The sequence below is a fragment of the Pontibacter burrus genome (assembly GCF_010686685.1).
Lineage (GTDB): Bacteria > Bacteroidota > Bacteroidia > Cytophagales > Hymenobacteraceae > Pontibacter > Pontibacter burrus.
On sequence record NZ_JAAGWD010000012.1, the window covers coordinates 1 to 18,386 of the forward strand.

The 18,386-nt window shown below is 48.0% G+C and carries 12 protein-coding genes; 6 read left to right on the forward strand and 6 right to left on the reverse strand.

Annotated elements, in window-relative coordinates:
• Nucleotides 1–372 precede the first annotated feature (372 nt).
• Nucleotides 373–1,617, reverse strand: coding sequence for an NAD(P)-dependent oxidoreductase (locus GXP69_RS18360; RefSeq protein WP_163917003.1), 1,245 nt, complete (start codon nucleotides 1,615–1,617; stop codon nucleotides 373–375).
• A gap of 285 nt (nucleotides 1,618–1,902) precedes the next feature.
• Between GXP69_RS18360 and gcvP the strand changes: the two genes are divergently transcribed.
• The 3 genes from gcvP (at nucleotide 1,903) to GXP69_RS18375 (ending at nucleotide 6,240) form a co-directional block, all read left to right on the forward strand.
• A complete protein-coding gene (gene gcvP / locus GXP69_RS18365; RefSeq protein ID WP_163917005.1) occupies nucleotides 1,903–4,821 on the forward strand; it encodes an aminomethyl-transferring glycine dehydrogenase in 2,919 nt (972 codons plus the stop codon).
• A gap of 356 nt (nucleotides 4,822–5,177) precedes the next feature.
• On the forward strand, nucleotides 5,178–5,546 hold the full coding sequence (locus GXP69_RS18370; RefSeq protein WP_163917007.1) for a hypothetical protein: 369 nt from the start codon (nucleotides 5,178–5,180) through the stop codon (nucleotides 5,544–5,546).
• A 76-nt stretch (nucleotides 5,547–5,622) separates the two neighbouring features.
• The gene (locus tag GXP69_RS18375; RefSeq protein WP_163917008.1) at nucleotides 5,623–6,240 is read left to right on the forward strand and encodes a DUF4136 domain-containing protein; all 618 of its coding nucleotides are present in this window, start codon (nucleotides 5,623–5,625) and stop codon (nucleotides 6,238–6,240) included.
• Between the two features lie 2 nt (nucleotides 6,241–6,242).
• Here the strand turns inward: GXP69_RS18375 and GXP69_RS18380 are convergent, their stop codons facing one another.
• From GXP69_RS18380 to GXP69_RS18395, 4 genes are all read right to left on the reverse strand, one after another.
• A complete protein-coding gene (locus GXP69_RS18380; RefSeq protein ID WP_163917010.1) occupies nucleotides 6,243–8,522 on the reverse strand; it encodes a TonB-dependent receptor domain-containing protein in 2,280 nt (759 codons plus the stop codon).
• A gap of 160 nt (nucleotides 8,523–8,682) precedes the next feature.
• Nucleotides 8,683–10,605, reverse strand: coding sequence for an OmpA family protein (locus GXP69_RS18385; RefSeq protein ID WP_163917012.1), 1,923 nt, complete (start codon nucleotides 10,603–10,605; stop codon nucleotides 8,683–8,685).
• A gap of 60 nt (nucleotides 10,606–10,665) precedes the next feature.
• A complete protein-coding gene (locus GXP69_RS18390) occupies nucleotides 10,666–11,601 on the reverse strand; it encodes a PorP/SprF family type IX secretion system membrane protein (RefSeq protein WP_163917014.1) in 936 nt (311 codons plus the stop codon).
• Between the two features lie 38 nt (nucleotides 11,602–11,639).
• A complete protein-coding gene (locus GXP69_RS18395; protein ID WP_163917016.1) occupies nucleotides 11,640–14,840 on the reverse strand; it encodes an ice-binding family protein in 3,201 nt (1,066 codons plus the stop codon).
• A gap of 410 nt (nucleotides 14,841–15,250) precedes the next feature.
• Here GXP69_RS18395 and GXP69_RS18400 point away from each other — a divergent pair, with 410 nt between their 5' ends.
• From GXP69_RS18400 to GXP69_RS18410, 3 genes are read left to right on the forward strand one after another with little or no spacing between them, the layout of a single operon-like run.
• Nucleotides 15,251–15,769, forward strand: coding sequence for an NADH-quinone oxidoreductase subunit A (locus tag GXP69_RS18400; RefSeq protein WP_163917018.1), 519 nt, complete (start codon nucleotides 15,251–15,253; stop codon nucleotides 15,767–15,769).
• A gap of 34 nt (nucleotides 15,770–15,803) precedes the next feature.
• Nucleotides 15,804–16,373: an NADH-quinone oxidoreductase subunit NuoB gene (nuoB, locus tag GXP69_RS18405; RefSeq protein WP_163917020.1), complete on the forward strand. Its 570-nt coding sequence runs from the start codon at nucleotides 15,804–15,806 to the stop codon at nucleotides 16,371–16,373.
• Between the two features lie 27 nt (nucleotides 16,374–16,400).
• Nucleotides 16,401–16,994 carry an NADH-quinone oxidoreductase subunit C gene (locus GXP69_RS18410; protein WP_163917021.1) on the forward strand — a complete coding sequence of 198 codons (594 nt, stop codon included), beginning with the start codon at nucleotides 16,401–16,403 and terminating at the stop codon, nucleotides 16,992–16,994.
• A gap of 321 nt (nucleotides 16,995–17,315) precedes the next feature.
• On the opposite strand, the gene GXP69_RS18415 is transcribed toward GXP69_RS18410, so the two are convergent.
• Complete coding sequence (locus tag GXP69_RS18415) at nucleotides 17,316–18,356, reverse strand: DUF6268 family outer membrane beta-barrel protein (RefSeq protein ID WP_163917023.1); 1,041 nt, start codon at nucleotides 18,354–18,356, stop codon at nucleotides 17,316–17,318.
• Between the last annotated feature and the right edge of the window lie 30 nt (nucleotides 18,357–18,386).

An 18,386-nucleotide genomic window follows, 5' to 3' on the forward strand; every position in this document is an offset into this window, starting at 1 on the left:
GCCCTCGCCTCTTCTTCCTTTCTTTCCAACCCTTCCTGCTGAACGGGGATGCAAAAGTAGGGAGTTTTTCCCGCCTTGCAAGCAACCCGGGAAAAGATTTTTGCCTATACCAGCTAAGTGGCTGAAAACCTGATGGATTATTTTCTGGAACTAGCCGTCTTGTCAAACCCGTGCCCTGTGGGCGCCATCATGGGGAGTGTTTTTGCTGCTTTTCCCCCGGCCCTGCCGGCCGGACGTGAAGAGAGAACAGGCTGAGGCAAGCTTATAGTTCCCAGTGAAGCAGATATTTTAAGAGCTTAGTCTATTATCTTGCTTTGTGCGCAACTATAGGTACATATAGCAGAACTATAGTCTTCTTGAAAATCTTTAGAACTATAGTTTCTCTTGCCCCTTCATTGTTCCTGCTGCTTTATCAGCATACTCCTGCAGGTATTTATACTTCTCAGTTAGCTCTCCAGCCTTAGCTATAGTTGCTCTTGCCAGCATACCGCCCTCATCGTTGTTAAAGAATTGTGGGAACACATAGTCTATGAGGTTACGACCAAAATCACGGGATGCGTTGCGGGGTAATTCACATGGCAGGTTATCTACTGCCATCACTGTTATATTATTATTCGAACTATAAGCTGGTTCCAGTTTTCCAGTTTCAGGGTTATAGTCGTAAGCTGGCTCCGGAATAGTGGTAGAACGTTTGGTTGTAGGTATAGATCCGTCAACATCGCAGGTGATATCGGATATGGTATTAATCTTAAAGTCTGGTTGTCGGGTTTCCTCTTCTGTGAATAGCTTTGGCGCTTGCGGATTCCAGTAGGCGCAGGCCATAAGAAGATCAGTTACTCTTGTAAATTTCCGGAAAGTACTCTTATATAAGTGTGGATTTGCATAAAAGTCCGGCGAGTCCCATACTTCTACATCCGGACGCATGTTATAGTCGCCGGAGTGTAGCTGGGCATATACAGGTTCTGTAAACTGTTTATATAAATAGTCGAACACGCTGACCTTCCGGATTCCCATTTCATCCAGCACTTCCATGGCACCGCCTGCTACCCTACCGCCACCGGTTACTGCAATCTTTATAGGCGGCAGCTTTACTTTAAAGAACTCCTCCCGCATATCATCCATGTCGTGGCACAGATAGGCTGGTCTCAGGTCGAACAGCTTGTGCTTTTTGCCATAAGTAAGAATACCATTATAAGCACCAACGATACCAGCATACCGACCAAAGGCAACCACACGGTGCCCATCCTTATCAGTAAGCAGTTCATAGTCTATCAGTGTGATCTTCTTCTCAAGTATCGTTTTAAGCAGTTTTGCATTGTGCGGCTGCTTCTTTATAGTATGCGAAAAGAAAAAGTAGGTCTTGTTCGGGATCAACTGGTCCACGGGTACCTCCTTTACGCCCATCAGCACATCGCAACCGCTCAGGTCCTGCTGAAGCTCTATTCCTAGTTCTGTGTACTCTTCATCCGAAAAACATCTAACCTCGCTTGGTTGCACCACCACTTCCAGTTCCGGAAACTCGTGTAAGGCCTCCTCGCATTTTTTTGGTGTAAGCGGCACCCGTTTGTCTACAGGCACTTTCCCTTCTCTTATTATACCTACTTTTACTTTGCTCATCTGTAGATTCTTGAATTGTTCTTTGAATTCTGATGTTTGAAACTATAGTCGGCTGTGCCGGTTACAAGTATAAACCCGGACACTTTATATGACTGAAATTAAAGGCTATATCTGTTATATAATATAAGTATAAACAGCGCCTGGCAGAGGAATTAAGTATTTCCCTTTCATGGTTCAATATAAAAACAAATACTGTTACTTTTGTAGAAAATCACAGAAGGCCTGAAATCCTTAACTTTCTAAGAAATTAATTAACCCAAATTTCCCAATCAATATTTCATCGTTATGATATTTAAAACCAAACCTGCAGACGTGTTTAAGGAGCGCCACAATGGCCCTGACAAAGAGCAGATGCAGGACATGCTGAAAACCATCGGGGTAGACTCGCTGGACCAGCTGATTGAGGAGACCGTACCGGCCGCCATCCGTCTAAAAAGACCTTTAAACCTGCCAGCAGCCCTGACAGAGACAGAGTTCCTGAACCAGTTCTCTCAGATCGCAAAGCAGAACAAGATTTTCAAGTCATACATTGGCTTGGGATATAATGATACGATTATGCCTCCGGTTATACTCCGTAATATTATGGAGAATCCGGGTTGGTATACCGCCTACACTCCTTACCAGGCAGAGATTGCGCAGGGCCGCCTTGAGGCTTTAATCAATTACCAGACGATGGTAATGGACCTGACCGGTATGGAGATTGCCAACGCATCGTTGCTGGACGAAGGTACAGCTGCTGCCGAGGCTATGGGAATGTTCTATGCACAGCGTAAAGGCGCGCGCAAAAACGCGAACCGCTTCTTCGTATCTGACCTGGTACTTCCACAAACTATAGATGTACTGACTTCGCGTGCTACACCAATCGGCATTGAGCTGGTTATCGGCGATCACCGCGAGGTTGACTTCACAGATGAAAACTTATTTGGTGCCCTGGTACAGTATCCTGCTGCCGATGGTGCCATTTTCGACTACACAGACTTTATTGCGAAAGCGCACGAGAATGAGGCTTATGTAGCTGTTGCTGCTGATATCCTTTCGCTTACATTGTTAACATCTCCGGGCGAGATGGGCGCTGATGCTGTAGTGGGTACTACCCAGCGTTTTGGTGTGCCAATGGGCTTTGGTGGTCCTCACGCAGGTTACTTTGCTACAAAAGATGCCTTTAAACGCGTTATTCCAGGCCGTATCATCGGTATTTCGGTAGATGCGGAAGGTAACAGAGCATACCGCATGGCCCTGCAGACACGTGAGCAGCATATCCGTCGCGAGAAAGCTACTTCCAATATTTGTACTGCACAGGTACTGTTGGCTGTTATTGCTGGCATGTATGCCGTTTATCATGGCCCACGTCGCCTGAAGTATATTGGTTTGAATACACACTCACTGGCACAGCAGTTAGAGAAAGGTCTGAAAGCCTTAGGTTTTGAGCAGCAGAACGAGCAGTACTTCGACACACTGAAAATTGCTGTTGAAAGTGCTGAACTGAGAGATGCCATCCGTACTGAGGCTGAGGCTGCAGGTATTAACTTCCGTTACTTCGGAGAGAACAACATCGGTATCTCATTACACCAGAACACAAACTTGGCCGATGTGAAAGCTATAGTTGCTGTGTTTGCAAAAGTGGCTGGTAAGTCTGCGGACGTGCTAACTATAGATGCGCTACCAGAGGAAACAGAAATAACATGGGCTGACAGCCTGATCCGTACCAGCGAGTACCTAACACACGAAGTATTTAACAAGCACCACTCTGAGCACGAGATCCTACGCTACATGAAGCACCTGGAGAACAAAGATATCTCTTTAGTTCACTCGATGATCTCTTTGGGTTCTTGTACTATGAAGCTGAACGCTACTGCCGAGATGATCCCGGTTACATGGCCTGAAATCGGTCAGTTGCACCCGTTTGCTCCTGCTGATCAGACAAAAGGCTACCAGCAGATATTTAAAGACCTGGAAGCATGGCTTTGCGAGATCACCCGTTTCGATGCGGTATCATTGCAGCCAAACTCAGGTGCACAAGGCGAATATGCTGGTTTGATGGTGATCCGTGCTTATCATGAGTCACGTGGCGATCATCACCGCACGGTAGCGCTTATTCCTTCTTCAGCACACGGTACAAACCCTGCTTCTGCAGTAATGGCCGGCATGAAGGTAGTTATAGTTAAGTGCGATGAGAAAGGTAACATTGATGTAGCTGACCTGCGCGCTAAGGCTGAACAGTATAAGAATGAACTGTCTTGCTTAATGGTGACTTATCCGTCTACACACGGTGTATATGAGGAGTCAATCGTTGAGATTTGCCAGATCATACATGACAATGGTGGCCGTGTTTACATGGATGGTGCCAACATGAATGCTCAGGTAGGCTTAACTTCGCCGGCTCACATTGGTGCCGACGTTTGCCACCTGAACCTGCACAAAACGTTCTGTATCCCGCACGGTGGTGGTGGTCCTGGCATGGGCCCGATTGGTGTGGTTAAAGACCTGGCTCCGTTCCTGCCGGGCCACGCTGTAGTTGACTTAGGTCGTAAAGATGCGATTCATGCGGTTTCTGCTGCGCCTTGGGGTTCTGCGTCTATCCTGCCTATTTCTTATGCTTACATTGCCATGATGGGACCTGATGGTCTGACAGAGGCTACGAAGTTCGCTATCCTGAATGCCAACTATATGAAGGCACGTTTAGAGAAGCACTACCCGGTACTGTACGTTGGTTCTAAAGGCCGTTGCGCGCACGAGATGATCCTGGATTGCCGTGAGTTCAAGAAGTTCGGTGTAGAGGTAGAAGACATTGCGAAGCGTTTGATGGACTATGGTTTCCATGCGCCAACCGTATCGTTCCCGGTAGCGGGCACCTTAATGGTAGAGCCAACTGAATCTGAAGCACAGGAAGAACTGGACAGATTCTGCGATGTGATGATCTCGATCCGTGAAGAGATTCGTGAGATTGAAGCCGGCAAAGCGGACCAGAAAAACAACGTATTGAAGAACGCGCCACACACCTTAAAAGTAGTGATGGTAGAGAACTGGGAAAGACCTTACTCTCGCGAGAAAGCGGTATTCCCGATGGCTTACCTGCGCGACAATAAAGTATGGCCAACTGTGAGCCGTATTGATAGTGCCTATGGCGACCGTAACCTGGTTTGCTCATGTGCTCCAATCGAAGCTTATAATGAAGACGGAAATGAGATGGTAGCTATCGGCTAACCGAATTATCCTATAGTTTCAGAAAGCCTGGCCAGTTTGGTCAGGCTTTTTTGTTTTTGCCACCCCTCTAAACCATCGACAAAGCACTGATATTCATCGACCAAACTCCTAAAACGCGCAAAAACTGTATTATTCCCATAAAATCCTTACGACTATAGTTGACTTTTAATTTTTTTTTCAATTTTTTTAAAATTTTTTTCCTCAAAAAATCTGCGTCTATTTCTGCTAAAAGCGCTTTTATCACTTTGCCAATATTAATCTACAATAAATATTAGAGAAAATATATAATTGTATATATAAAATGCATAACTTTGCAACCGTTAATTCGTTAGATTAGTCAAATAACTATAAAAGATATGAAAAAACCAGTATTACTACTTGCTATTTTAACAATAATGGTATTTAGTTATACTTCAGCAACAGCACAGGTAGCGACAATGAGCAGCCTGGCTTTACGTTTAGCACAAGGTTCTACGCAAACTCCAACTGGCGCCGTGATGCTAACTTCTGGTGGTACAGTAGCTGCTTCTGCATCCAAAGTTCACGTAGCAGTTCTGCCAATCTTTATTCAGCCAGCACAGAACCAGGTAACAACTCCAGTAGCACCTGCTTTCTCACTAGAGCCTGCTGTTGAAGGCCAGGTAAGCATGGCACAGGAACTTAGCATGTTCATTACTCAGGAGCGCGAACTTAAGCAGCGCAACTGGTTCCGTAAAAAGAAGTAAGAGTCTACCGCTCTTTGCCTTAGCCATTGCGGCGGGTAGTGCGTATAGGTTAGATATCTTCAGCTAAAACTACACCATGCACTACACCACTAACCCAACAAAGGCTGTTTTGTGGACGGCAATTGCGACACTACTTTTAATGCTGCACACTGCCTGCACCCCAGGCCCCGCAATCAGCAGCACCTACAATCAGGAAACAAACTTTAGAAATTACCAGACCTATGCCTGGTATAAGGCAGAGCTGCCAAGCCCGATATCCGGAAGCGGAGCGGGCTACAGCACTTTGCTGGACCAACAGATAAAGCAGGCTATAGAAAGCGAGCTGGTTAAAGACGGGCTTAGCCCCAACGAAGAAACCCCGGACCTGCTGATAGCTTATGACATTGCGCTGCCTGCCAACACCACCCCCGATGCAGACACCACCTATGCACCCGGTTTTGGCTACGGCTATAGTTACTGGTATGGTTACCGCTACCGATACAACACTACTGCCCTGCCAGGCTATAAAAGTATAGCCAGCCTGCCTCCGGGCACCATCATTGTAGACCTGATAGACCCCGACAATAATACCCTGATCTGGCGCGGCTGGTACGAAGCAGATATTGATCCTACTTTAGCAGGTGGCCATCAGATAAATAAAGCAATTGCGAATGTAATGGCCAATTACCCTCCGATACCTGCTAATGCGGAGTAACCTTAATTAAATACGTATTTTAAATTGAGGCCTGAGTAAAAGTTGCGGGGCGGCGCCGGCTGGTAAAACCTCCCGCCAAAAGCATTCACATCATTCCCTAAACTATAGTTTTCATCCGTCAGGTTATCTACCCCGGCAAACACATCAAGCTTAAGGCTTCCGGCTATAGTTCGTCGTATGCCTAGTTTTACTCCTGTAACCAGGTAGCTGTCTGCATAAACGGTATTCGCATCGTTCAGTGGTAGCTCATCAGAGTAGTTTGCCAGCAGGTTCAGGTATAATCCCGACTGTGTAGTTACATCAAACCCAGCCGACAACATGTGTGGTGCTACGCCGGTTAAACGGTTTCCGCTATAGTTGGCTTCGTTTTGCTGATACTCTTTAAACCGGTAATGGCTGTAGGTATAGCTGGCCCACACATTACTATAGTTTACCCAGGCAGCGGGCGCATCAACTATAGTATACTTCAGTGCCGCTTCAATGCCTTTCTGTGATGTAGACCCAACATTGCGGAACACGGCCACACTCGAGGCGTCCTGTCGGCTTACGATCGTTTCTTTCAGCCGGAAATAATAGCCCACTACATCAACATATAGTTTATTCTGTAAGGCATAGCCACGTAAGCCCAGTTCGTAGTTTGTTCCTTTCTCGGCTTCCAGGTCCTGGTTCAGTACGCCATCCGATGTTAAGATCTCCTCTTCAGTCGGTGGCGAGAAGCCAGCGCTCACACTGCCATGTATCGAAACCCGATCGGACAGCTTTTTGAGCAGCGCCACCCTCGGCGACAAAACCGCTTCGAAGTCTTTTACAAAGTTATAGTTGCCCGATGCTACCTGTACCAGCCTTGTGATCCGGTATTGGGTGTCGTTCAGGCTAAGGGCAAGTGTAAGAATAAAATCAGAAGGTAGTTCCAGCTCGGCCTGGCCGAAAACAAAACCGGTTTTAGCAGTTACTTCATCGTCGGTGCGCAGTTTGCCGGCTGTGCCACTGTTGTTATCGTAGGTGCGGGCCACTTCAAAGCCACGCTGAAACTCCCCGCCAAAAGTAAAAGCAGTAGCTACGTTGCCAATAGTCGTATTATATACAAAGCTGCTGCGGGCGCCAATCTCCTGTGTTGCATTACGCTCATAGTCGGTATTGAACGGGTGATCGCGGAAGCGCTGCAGGGTATAAACCAGTGTCGAATTGCTCCAGTTATCGTTGAATCTATAGTCGTGCTTCAGGCCGATGTTTATAGTTTCCTGGTTCATGGCTGCCTGCTGCTTTACGCTGCCAAACTCGCCGCCACGCGCCTGCCGTGGGTTCTGCTTGTACTGCTCCAGTGTCAGCCCGCCCGGAAGCTCATAGTACAGATCAGAATAGATAACATGCGAAGTAAGTGTTTGCCTGTCTGAAAGATAGAACTCAGGTGAGATAAGCAACACCTTACGATCTACGGCCGATTGCTCCCGAAAGCCATCGTATTGCTGCTGGTTATACTGCACCAGGACATTATGTTTAGCCGAACCTGCGCCGGCACTGATATTATATTTGCGGTAACCAAATGAGCCGACCGTTAACCCTGCGCCAACTTCCTTCCCCAGTCCTGCCCTGCGAGGCTCCAGCAGCAACGTTCCTCCCGTACCTGCTCCGTAAATACTGCCCGTTGGCCCTTTCAGTATTTCTATAGTTCCTATACTGGCTGCGTCCAACAGGTTAAGCGAGGTAGTGCCATTAGCTTCAGTAAGCGGTATGCCATTATAGTATAGTTTCACGTTCCGGATGCCGTATGGCGAGCGGAGTGTGCTTCCCCTTACCGAGATGCGGTAACTAGCTGGCGCACGTTCATCCATTTTCACGCCCGGTACCGTATTCACAGCCCTTACCAACGAACTTTCATCTGTTTGCTGCAAAACATCACTGCTTACTATACTTATCGCAGCAGCTGTTTCGAGCAGCGGGCGGTTAGTTTCGTAGCCCTGCACCTTTACCTCTGACAGTACATTCTGGCGTGGCTGCAGCTGTAAACTATAGTTTGCTTGTTGCCCAAGCGCTATCCTTATTGTATCCGCTACAAAACCGATGTGTGAGACAACCAGGTAATTAGCGTCTGCAGAAACAGACAGGCTATAGTTACCGCTATAGTTTGTTTGGGTGGATTCTCCGGTACTGGCTTTTATTGTTGCCCCAACTATAGGTTGCGCAGTTTGTGCGTTGGTGATGGTACCGCTAACTATAGTTTGCGCTGTAGCCAAGGCAGGAAGTAAAAAAATCAGAAAGTATAAGGCTGCTATTTTTCTCATTTGCGGGTTAAAACTGATTGCTGAACGTGCAACAGGATACAATGTTTATAGTTACGGATGCAAAGCTATAAAAACAAAAAAGCTCCGAAGATACTGCGGAGCCTTTCCAAACTATGAAAGCTAATGAGAATACTTTATTATCGGGCTAAGCCGATTTATCTTATCTGATTTTAAACTCGGTACGGCGGTTCTGCTGATGCTGCTCTTCCGGGCATTCCACGCCATCTGTACAGTTGTTTACCAGCCTTGTTTTACCGTAGCCTTTTGCTGTTAAGCGGCTCTTATCTACCCCTTTCGACACCAGGTAATCTACAGCGGCCTGTGCCCTGCGCTCCGACAACACCATGTTATACCTCTCGCTTTCGCGGCTATCGGTGTGCGAGTTCAGTTCTATTTTCAGTTCAGGGTTGCTCTGCAGCAGGGTTACCAGCTTATCCAGCTCAGTTGCTGCATCCGGGCGGATGTCCCACTTATCCAGGTCGTAATAAATGTTCTCGAGCACGATCACCTTATTCACTTCATTTTTATCGAAGAGCATAGCAATATGTACCGTATCTGAGGCGGTGGCTGGTATGGCTGCTACAGCTTTCTGGTTCAGGTAACCATCTTTGGTGCCATTCAGGGTATAGTTCACTCCTTTCAGCGCATCCAGGTAATATTGCCCTTTAGCATCTGAGAACACGTTCTCGGTTGTGCTGTTTGCATCCTGGGTGATGGCAATTTTAACCTGTGCCAGTGGCGTATCTGCTGCTTTGGTGTTTTGCTTGCGCTCCAGCGTAGTAATGGCCAGCACAGCTGGCTTCAGCACCACGTTAAAACTATAGATATCGTCGGTGCCGTTTTCAGAATCACGGTTAGATGACAGCATGCCACGCTCACCGGGCTCGGTGAACATAATACCATAATCGTTTTTAGGTGAGTTGATCGGGTAACCCAGGTTACGCACGCCAGCCCAGTTACCGTGTGTTCCTTCTGCCGAAAAGATATCAAGGCCACCTAAACCTGCATGCCCGTCTGATGCAAAGTATAGTTTACCGGCTGCATCAACGTACGGAAAGCTCTCGCGACCGGGCGTATTTATAGTTGGTCCGGCATTTACAGGTTCGCCCCAGCTCCCATCGGGCTGGCGCACGGCATAAAAAATATCAGTGTCACCCAGGCTGCCAGGCATGTCGGAAGCAAAGTAGAGGATCTGCCCATCAGCCGACAGCGCCGGATGACCTACTGAATACTCAGTAACATTATTATAAGAAAAAGGCTGGATGTTGCTCCAGGTGCCGTTTTCTTTCTGTGCCGAGAATATCTCGAGGCGGTTGATGTGTTCTGGTTTTTCAGGCTCTTTTACCCAACTGGTAGGATCTGGGTTTACGTTTTTGCGCTGGCGCACCATGTGCGTGCGTGTAAAGTATAGTTGCTGCCCATCCTCAGCTGCCGATGCCGTAGCATTGTGGTACTCCGACTGCAGTACATCCTGCAGAGCAACCGGTGCTCCCCAGTTACCATCGCCATCCGGTTCGGCAGTAAATAGTTGCAGGTACGGACGGCCGGTCCAGCCATACACATCCATTTTCTTATCAGATGGCACGCCGCGGTCTGAGGTAAAGATAATGCCTTTGCCAAACGGTACCGGACTGAAATCGGAGAAGCCGGCTGCATTTATAGTTGTCAGCTTCTGCACTTCGGCTGTTGGCAACTGCATCCATTTTTGTGCCTGATCTGTGGCAGCCATCAGCTTCTGCGCTTGCTCGGCGTGCTCCGGCATGGCTTCGGCCCACTTCATATACTGGTCTTTTGCTTCCTGGTATTTACCGTTGCTACGCAGGGCATCAGCATAAAAGTAGTGGTTCATGGGGTTGCTGCCCGGCAACTGTACGGCTTTGGCATACCATTTTTCGGCATGTGCTGTTTGGCGGGTAAGGCGGTATGCATCGGCTATGCGTTGTGTAGTTTCAGCATTCGGTTCCCGCTTCGCGATAGCAGCTTTATAATGATCCAGTGCCAGCGCATACGCATTCTCGTTAAAAAGCTTGTTTGCTCTTTTAAGATCAGATTGTGCATGTGCCACTGTGCCGAAACTTAGCATAGCAGCCGCAACAAGGCATAAGGGTGTAAATCTATAGTTCATGTCCTTTCTGGCTAGCGGTTAAAAGTATTGCGGTGTCAGCATTTTCGTGTCGTTCTTCCTGAAGAAGTAGTAGCCCACCGAAATCTCGTGTGTATTAAATGAATCCAGGCCGTTCAGCATTTTGTCGTAAGCGTAGCCCAGGCGCAGCGATTTGTGCACCATCAGCTCCCCGATAAAGGCAACCGCCGTACGTTTTCTCATGCCGGCCATCTCAGGCGTATTGTTGAACAGGTTCATGCTGGTGCGGTACGAGCTGCCCAGCCACAGCCTGTCGGCGAGCAGCACAAAGGCATTCAGATCGATGGCTGTAGGAGCGTTAAAATCCTCTTTTAACAGTACGCTTGGCTTCAGCTTCACAAATGGGCCTAAGTCCATTACATATCCTGTTGTAAAATAGTAATGACGTTCCGGTTCTATCTGGTCCATGTCGTTGTACTGCAGCAGATCTGAGACAGAGATACCGGCATAAAAGCGTTGTGTATGAAAGTATGCCCCGATCTTTACGTCCGGCTTAATATTGTTCATCGGCTCTGCAGGAATGGCGGGATCGTCTTCAATACCAAGTTCGTTGCCATCTATTCTGGTTTGCACCAGCCCCGGCGCAATTCCAAAGCTCAGTACGCCATTGGCACTTACCGGCAGTTTAACCGCCAGGTTAGCATACGCCGAGATGGTAGACTGTGCCCCGATCTGGTCGCGGGTAAGGGCCAGGCCCAGGCCCAGCGTGTTGTTGGCCGATATGCCATCCACGCTGAGGGCTTGTGTGGTAGGAGCTCCGTCAATGCCCGTCCACTGCGCGCGGTGGAAGGCATTTACGTTAAGCACATTCTTGCTGCCGGTATAGGCAGGATTTATGCCCATACTGTTGAAGATGTACTGCGAATACTGTGGGTTTTGCTGGGCGCTTGCCGCAACGGCTATAAGCAGGGCCAGCAGGGTGTAAACTATTCTCATTGTATTAAATGTTTTTGTCCTTTTGTTTGGCCTGGTGCTTAGCGGAAGATGGTTACATAGCCTGTAAACACCTGCTCTCTGCCGTCGCACAGTTTTACTTGCGCTTTATAGAAGTAAGTACCCTGTTCCAGACCATTTCCGGTCCAGTCGTTCTGGTAGTTTTTCTTCCTGTAAACTTCGGTGCCCCAGCGGTTGAAGATGGTTACTTCGTTGCTGGTATACTGCTCCAGCTGCCCGATGTGCCAGGTGTCGTTTTTGCCGTCCCCGTTCGGGCTGAATGCTTTCGGGAAGTTCAGGTTGCCGCTTACCTTGCTCATATCCAGGGCCAGCACCGACTCCGGACTAGCGCAGCCTCCTGTAATGGCTACCACTTTAATGTCCCCTTTCACGCTCGGATTATCTGCCCTTACTTTGATGCTTGTAGTGCCCTGACCAGAGATGATAGTGCAACCCGCAGGTACCACCCAGTTATAGCCTGTTGCGCCCGGCACTTCTGCAATGCTAAAGGCAAGTCCATCGCAGTGTGTACTGTTATCTGAAATTATACCTGCCGATGCTGGTGGTGTAGTAATCGTGGTGTTATAAGCTACCGTTCTGGTTTCGTGGCAAGGCGTAGTTACCGTTACGCTCACCTGGCCGCCGGCAGTGCCAGCTGTTACCGTTATGCTGTTGGTACCTTCGCCGCTCACAATTGTCCAGTCTTGTGGTAATGTCCAGGTGTAAGTAGCATTCTCCACGGCTGTTACAGTGTACACATTATCGAAGCTTCCGGCACAAGTTGTGGCAGGGCCTGTAATGGTCAGGTTAACTGGCAGCACAACTGGTGCTACCGCTATAGTTGCTGCTTCACTATCGCCGCAACCGTTGGTTACGCTTACAGTTACGTTACCTGCCTTCTCGCCTACCTCTACTTCTATAGTATGTGTGTTCTCACCAGAAACAATTCTCCAGCCTTGCGGAACTGTCCAGTTATAGTTGGTAGCGCCTGCAACTTCAGCTATACTATAGGTTATAGTTGAGCCAATGCAGCCTGTGATAGTGCCTGCTATAGTTGGCAGTGCAGGTACTGCATTTACCGAAACTGCTATAGTTGCTGCTGCGCTGTTACCACAACCGTTATCAGCAGTTACTGATATGTTACCTGCAGTTGTGCCTGCTTTTATAGTTACCTTACGCGAGCCTTCACCTGCCGTAATCGTCCAGCCTTGTGGCAGCGTCCAGGTGTAGCCTGTTGCGCCTGTTACTTCAGCAACTTCAAACGTGGTGGAACTGCCGGCGCAAACTTCTGATGCTGATGTTATAAACGTCGGCTGAGCTGGCGCCTTGGTGATGGCTATAGTTACGGGATCAGAAGTGCTATCGAAGCAGCCGTTGCTGGCTTTTACAGCAATCGTTCCGCCGTTGGCACCTGCATTTATAGTTGCCGTAGTTGCCGTAGTTGAAACTATAATTACATCTCCGGTCACGATCCACTCATAGGTCGCGCCCTCTGCCACATTAGCTATATTATAGGTCAGGCCTTTTGCATTTGCGCAGGCTGTAGTTGTCCCGGCTATAGTTGGTTTAGCTAGCGCAGGCGTTACGATTATAGTTGCAGAAGTTGTGTATTCTTCACCGCACTGGTCTACCACTTTTACAGTGATCTCACCACTTGCATTGCCTGCTCTCAGGGTTATAGTAGTGGCTGTGCGCGCTACTTCCGTAAAGCCTGCCGGCAGTGTATAGGCATAAGTGCCACCTATTACTTCAGTTATAGTCAAGGTTAGTTCCTGGTTAGCGCAAACCGGCGTGTTTCCACCAAAAGCCAGTTTCGGATCATCGCAAACCACATCAATCGGTTCTTCATCATCGTTATCGCCGGGCTCAGGGTCTGGCAGATCCGGGCTGGTAATAACCGCTATGTTTTTGATAGGGCCTGCAGATACAATGCGGGCCTCTACTACCAGGGTGGCGGTCTCGCCGTTTGCCAGGTCACCTACTTTATATTTGCCTGTTGCAGGGTCGAATGTGCCTTTGGTTATAGTGTGGCCTTTGTATTCCAGGCCGGCTGGCAGTTGCTCTGTAACCTCTACATTGGTAGCTGCATAAGGGCCTTTGTTGGTAGCAACTATCGCATAGGTAATGATGTCGCCTATTTTGTGCGGTCCCGGGCTTGCTGTTTTGCTTACGCTAAGGTCAGCAGATGGCTCCGGCACATCTATCGGGTCTTCGCCGGTATTGTCGCCCGGGTTCGGGTCCGGGTCGCGGCCAATTATCGTAACATTGTTGCGGAGTTCGCCGGTGGCTGTAACTTTAAATACCAGTGTAAGGGTAGCCGTCTGGCCATTTTCCAGGGTACCTACGTCCCAGGTATGTGTGTCTGAGTCATAAGTGCCTTTAGAGCGACTCTCTACACGCACAAACTCCAATCCGGCCGGCACATTTTCCCGTACAATTACGTCGGTTGCCGTACCAGGTCCGTTGTTGGTTGCCGTAATAGTATAGGTTACTTCCGAGCCAAGTGTATAGGTGCCTTCGCCTGCTTTTTTGGTTACTTTCAGGTCGGTAACCACCACGTTTGGCAGAAAGATGTTGTTATAGTTCAGGTTTACCTCACCACCTACCGACTGCACACGCCCGATCACAACCACACCTGGGCCCAGCGTAATATCGCCCTGCGCCAGTATTGTTCCCTGGAAACCGGTTGAACCACCCAGCACTACTTTGCCTTTTACAACCCAGTAAATGTTGCGTGGCTGCGCACCGTTCATTGCCAGAACACCCGCCGCCGGAGCATCGGTCAGCAGGTCGCCTTCAACTATAAACACGAAAACGGAGTTAACATCGGCGTTACCGGTCAGGGTAAGTACGCCTTTAAAACTGGCATCGCCATCTATTTTGTAAGTGCCCGGGCTAAGCGGAAGAATGGTGCTACCCAGGTCGCCGTTGAGTGGTTTTGTGGGTGTACGCGCACCTAGCGTATTAAAAGCAGCAAGCGCATCTTCGCGAGCAGCTGCCGACGACGATGTATTCTTCTCGATCTTGCCGTTTTTTACAACCAACCACGACTCTCCGTATATAAGTCCGCCGGGGCTAACACCCACATTTCCTGTAATGCCGGAGGCTCCGTTATTATTTATCTGGGTGGTGGCAAGCACTGCATAACTACCTGCGCTTCCCAGTACATCTGCAGTTTGTCCGTGGCTAAGGGTAATGCCGACAAACCAAATGCAACAAATAAGCAGTAGAAATCTATTCATATTAAGATTCTGAAGTAAGATATTTCAAGAGTAGAATATATATAGATGCAACTATACATATTGAACAATTTCGTTTACTTAAAATCTTCTATTATGTTGTGATAAATTAGAAAAATCATACGTACATATATAATACATTTATTATATATGTATTTATTACCATTTTAAGGCAATTTATATATACATTTCTTTATATAACACATCATGCACTTGTGTCAAAAAAAATATTACAAACATACCATATTTAACAAGCTACTATATCCTGCCTGAGTGCAACTTCAAAATCTGGTGCAATTTTTCTTCTTAGACATAATTAAAGGCACTGGCACTTCGGAGCATTACAGGCCTTGTTAAGCACAGGCACACATTCCCACATTTTTGTTGTAAATTTGCCTGAACAGCAGCTAACTATGGCAGAAACCTATACTTCAGACTTCGGAACAATCCTACTTTTTCTGGTAGGAGGAGCTATTTTTGTGGTAATAGGTTTATTTGCAGCCAAACTAATCCGGCCTAACCGACCAAACGCGGAGAAGTTGACTACTTATGAGTCTGGTGAAGAACCGATCGGAAACTCTTGGGTACAGTTTAATCCGCGGTTTTATGTAGTAGCACTCATCTTCATCATTTTTGATGTAGAGCTGGCTTTTCTATTCCCGTGGGCTACGGTGTTTGGCCGCAAAGACCTGATTGAAGCTACTGATGGTGTCTGGGGCTGGTTCTCACTGATCGAGATGTTCATCTTTATAGGCGTACTGGTGCTGGGGCTGGCTTATGCCTGGGCCAAAGGTCACTTAGATTGGATCAAACCTGCACCCATTATCCCTAAGAGCCGTTCTAAAATACCAGCAGAACTATACCAGCAGGTAAATGAGCGGAAGTATAAAATTAAAACGTACAACGAAGGACAACAGGCAAGCGAACTATAGTTTCCTGGAGTCATTCATAATTTATAATTAGCAAGTGGATAAAACCGGAGAAGGCGGCATTGTAATCACCAAACTGGACGATCTCCTGAACTGGGCGCGGCTTACATCGCTGTTCCCAATGGGGTTTGGCCTGGCTTGCTGCGCCATCGAAATGATGGGTGCTTATGCTTCAGGCTACGACCTGGACCGCTTTGGTATTATTCCGCGTGCATCGCCGAGGCAGTCTGATGTAATGATTGTTGCCGGTACGGTTACCTTTAAAATGGCCGACCGCGTGCGCCGCCTTTACGAGCAAATGCCCGAGCCGCGTTATGTTATATCGATGGGGAGTTGCTCTAATTGTGGTGGCCCTTACTGGGAGCATGGTTACCATGTGGTAAAAGGAGTGGACAGAATTATACCAGTGGATGTGTATGTGCCTGGTTGCCCGCCACGCCCGGAGGCCCTGATCGGCGGTTTCCTGAAGCTACAGGAGATCATCAGGAAAGAGACAATACGGGAGCCCCGTGCGGTGCAACAAATAATGGCAAGTCGTGCGCAGCAATTAAATCAGCCAGTAGCCGATGCTGATAAAGCTATAGAAGAGCCTGCTTCCCATTCATAATTCATAATTTCTAATTCATAATTAAAAATGACGTTTGCGGAATTAAGGGATTTTATAGTTGCCAGGTTTGGGGCTGATATTATAGTTTCCGAAAAGGCGGATAACCTGCAACCTTACCTGGTGCTGCAAACCGAACGCCTGCCCGACGTGTGCCTGGAGCTGCACGACAACCCGCAAACCTATTTCGATTTCCTGTCCTGCCTTACCGGAATTGATAATGGCTCCGCAAGCGGCACTATGGAAGTTGTTTACCATCTTTACTCTATTCCTTACGACCACCATCTGATGCTGAAAGTGCAGGTGCCACGCAATATTGAAGGCGAGTCAATTCCATCTGTCCCAACTGTAAGCCACATCTGGCTCACCGCTGACTGGCAAGAACGCGAGGTATTTGATCTGCTGGGCATTTACTTTACCAACCACCCGGATATGCGCCGTATTCTGTGCGCTGCCGACTGGGAAGGCCATCCGCTCCGCAAGGATTATCAGCTACAGGATTATTACCACGGCATTAAAGTACCTTACGATAACCATAACGAGAACAGCGGTTTCCGCGGCGAGCCGGTACAACTTACCACACATAACCAGCCTTTCACGGATAAACGTCAGAAGCCAGAGTAGCTATAGTTTATAGTTGCTGCAAAATTGCTGGCGCGGGCTTGTAAACCGTATTGAACTATAGGGTTGATTTTGTAACTCAACTGGCCTGAAAGGGACAGGCAATTGTAACAGTGCTGGCTATAGTTCTATAGCTGCGGTTGTCCAACCACCCCTAGTCCCTCCTTGTCTAAGGCGGGAAATTTTCTATTACTGCTATAGCTTCGATTATTGTTCAATAGTTACCGCAGGTCATCCCCCACCCCCTTCAAAGGGGGACTTTTCTGCCTTTGCTATAGTTGAAGTTATAGTTCTATAGTTTCTTAGCTAGTTCTCCCATTCAGATCAGCCTCCGCGTTTCTGTTTTTCCATAAACTTTCTGGGAGGGACGGCATATAGTTCGAAGCGGACGTAGCCGGCACCAGCCAGGTCATTTCGCAGAATTTCGTCGCGAGAGCCAATTTCATCGAAAACACGGTTGCGATAGTATTGTCTGAATCCACCCTCCAGCGAGAACCACAGAAAATCATAGATCTCACGTTCCAGCCGCAGAAAACCTTTGAAATCGGTACGGCGAAGCTCTATCTCTTTGAACTTAGAAAGCGGACCTTCATCTACAAAAAGGTTGTAGCTTGCTCCATCAATTTTATATCCTGTGTAGAGCAGCGTTTTTTCGTTCACGTTATAGCGCAGGCGTGCATTGGCCGGAAAGATCGATTCCACACCCCAGTTGTCGTTGAAGGTGCGGTTGTAGATAATGGCAGGATAAATGCTACGGCGTCCGAACGTATAACCGATCTGGAAACCAACCCCGATCACATAGTCCGGCGATTTCTTCCAGCCATACCCTGCCTCAAAAGTAGATTTCAGGTAGTCAATCAGGTTATTGCTGGCACCGTCTTTCTCCCAGTCGCCATTCAGGTCGCCTTTTATGCGCAACAAGTAAAAACGGCGATTGTCTATAGAACGAAGGTAGGCGAGCTGGGCACCCAGGCTGTGCAGGTTCTTATCTTCCAGGTAGCGGTACAGGGCGTAGTCAGAAGGCGTTACCTCACCGAAGTTAAACTCTTCCAGGCCGTACTCCAGCCCAAAAATAACCTTGGTTTGTGGTTTGTTGACTAGTGGGGCATATACCCTTGCATCAAACTTGTTGTTGCGCTTCACGCGGCCGCTGCCACTATCAATCCGTGGGTCTCTGGATTTTGAATCTATATTAAACTGCGGAAGACGCTCGTAGCTTAATACAATTCCCCGGCTTTTACCTGTGTTGCGAACCGAGGGGCTGGCAAATTCTTCTACAGTTTCTGTTTCGGGGTGCTGAGCCTGTGCAAAAGGTGTGCAAAGTATAGTTACAGCCCCTATAAATAGTAGCTTTTTAAATTTCATAGTTTAGTAGTATAAGTTGGCATACAGCAC

Coding starts and splice junctions, on each gene's coding strand:
- GXP69_RS18360 (WP_163917003.1), bottom strand. CDS start 1,617: ATGAGCAAAGTAAAAGTAGGTATAATAAGAGAAGGGAAAGTGCCTGTA.
- gcvP (WP_163917005.1), top strand. CDS start 1,903: ATGATATTTAAAACCAAACCTGCAGACGTGTTTAAGGAGCGCCACAAT.
- GXP69_RS18370 (WP_163917007.1), top strand. CDS start 5,178: ATGAAAAAACCAGTATTACTACTTGCTATTTTAACAATAATGGTATTT.
- GXP69_RS18375 (WP_163917008.1), top strand. CDS start 5,623: ATGCACTACACCACTAACCCAACAAAGGCTGTTTTGTGGACGGCAATT.
- GXP69_RS18380 (WP_163917010.1), bottom strand. CDS start 8,522: ATGAGAAAAATAGCAGCCTTATACTTTCTGATTTTTTTACTTCCTGCC.
- GXP69_RS18385 (WP_163917012.1), bottom strand. CDS start 10,605: ATGCTAAGTTTCGGCACAGTGGCACATGCACAATCTGATCTTAAAAGA.
- GXP69_RS18390 (WP_163917014.1), bottom strand. CDS start 11,601: ATGAGAATAGTTTACACCCTGCTGGCCCTGCTTATAGCCGTTGCGGCA.
- GXP69_RS18395 (WP_163917016.1), bottom strand. CDS start 14,840: ATGAATAGATTTCTACTGCTTATTTGTTGCATTTGGTTTGTCGGCATT.
- GXP69_RS18400 (WP_163917018.1), top strand. CDS start 15,251: ATGGCAGAAACCTATACTTCAGACTTCGGAACAATCCTACTTTTTCTG.
- GXP69_RS18410 (WP_163917021.1), top strand. CDS start 16,401: ATGACGTTTGCGGAATTAAGGGATTTTATAGTTGCCAGGTTTGGGGCT.
- GXP69_RS18415 (WP_163917023.1), bottom strand. CDS start 18,356: ATGAAATTTAAAAAGCTACTATTTATAGGGGCTGTAACTATACTTTGC.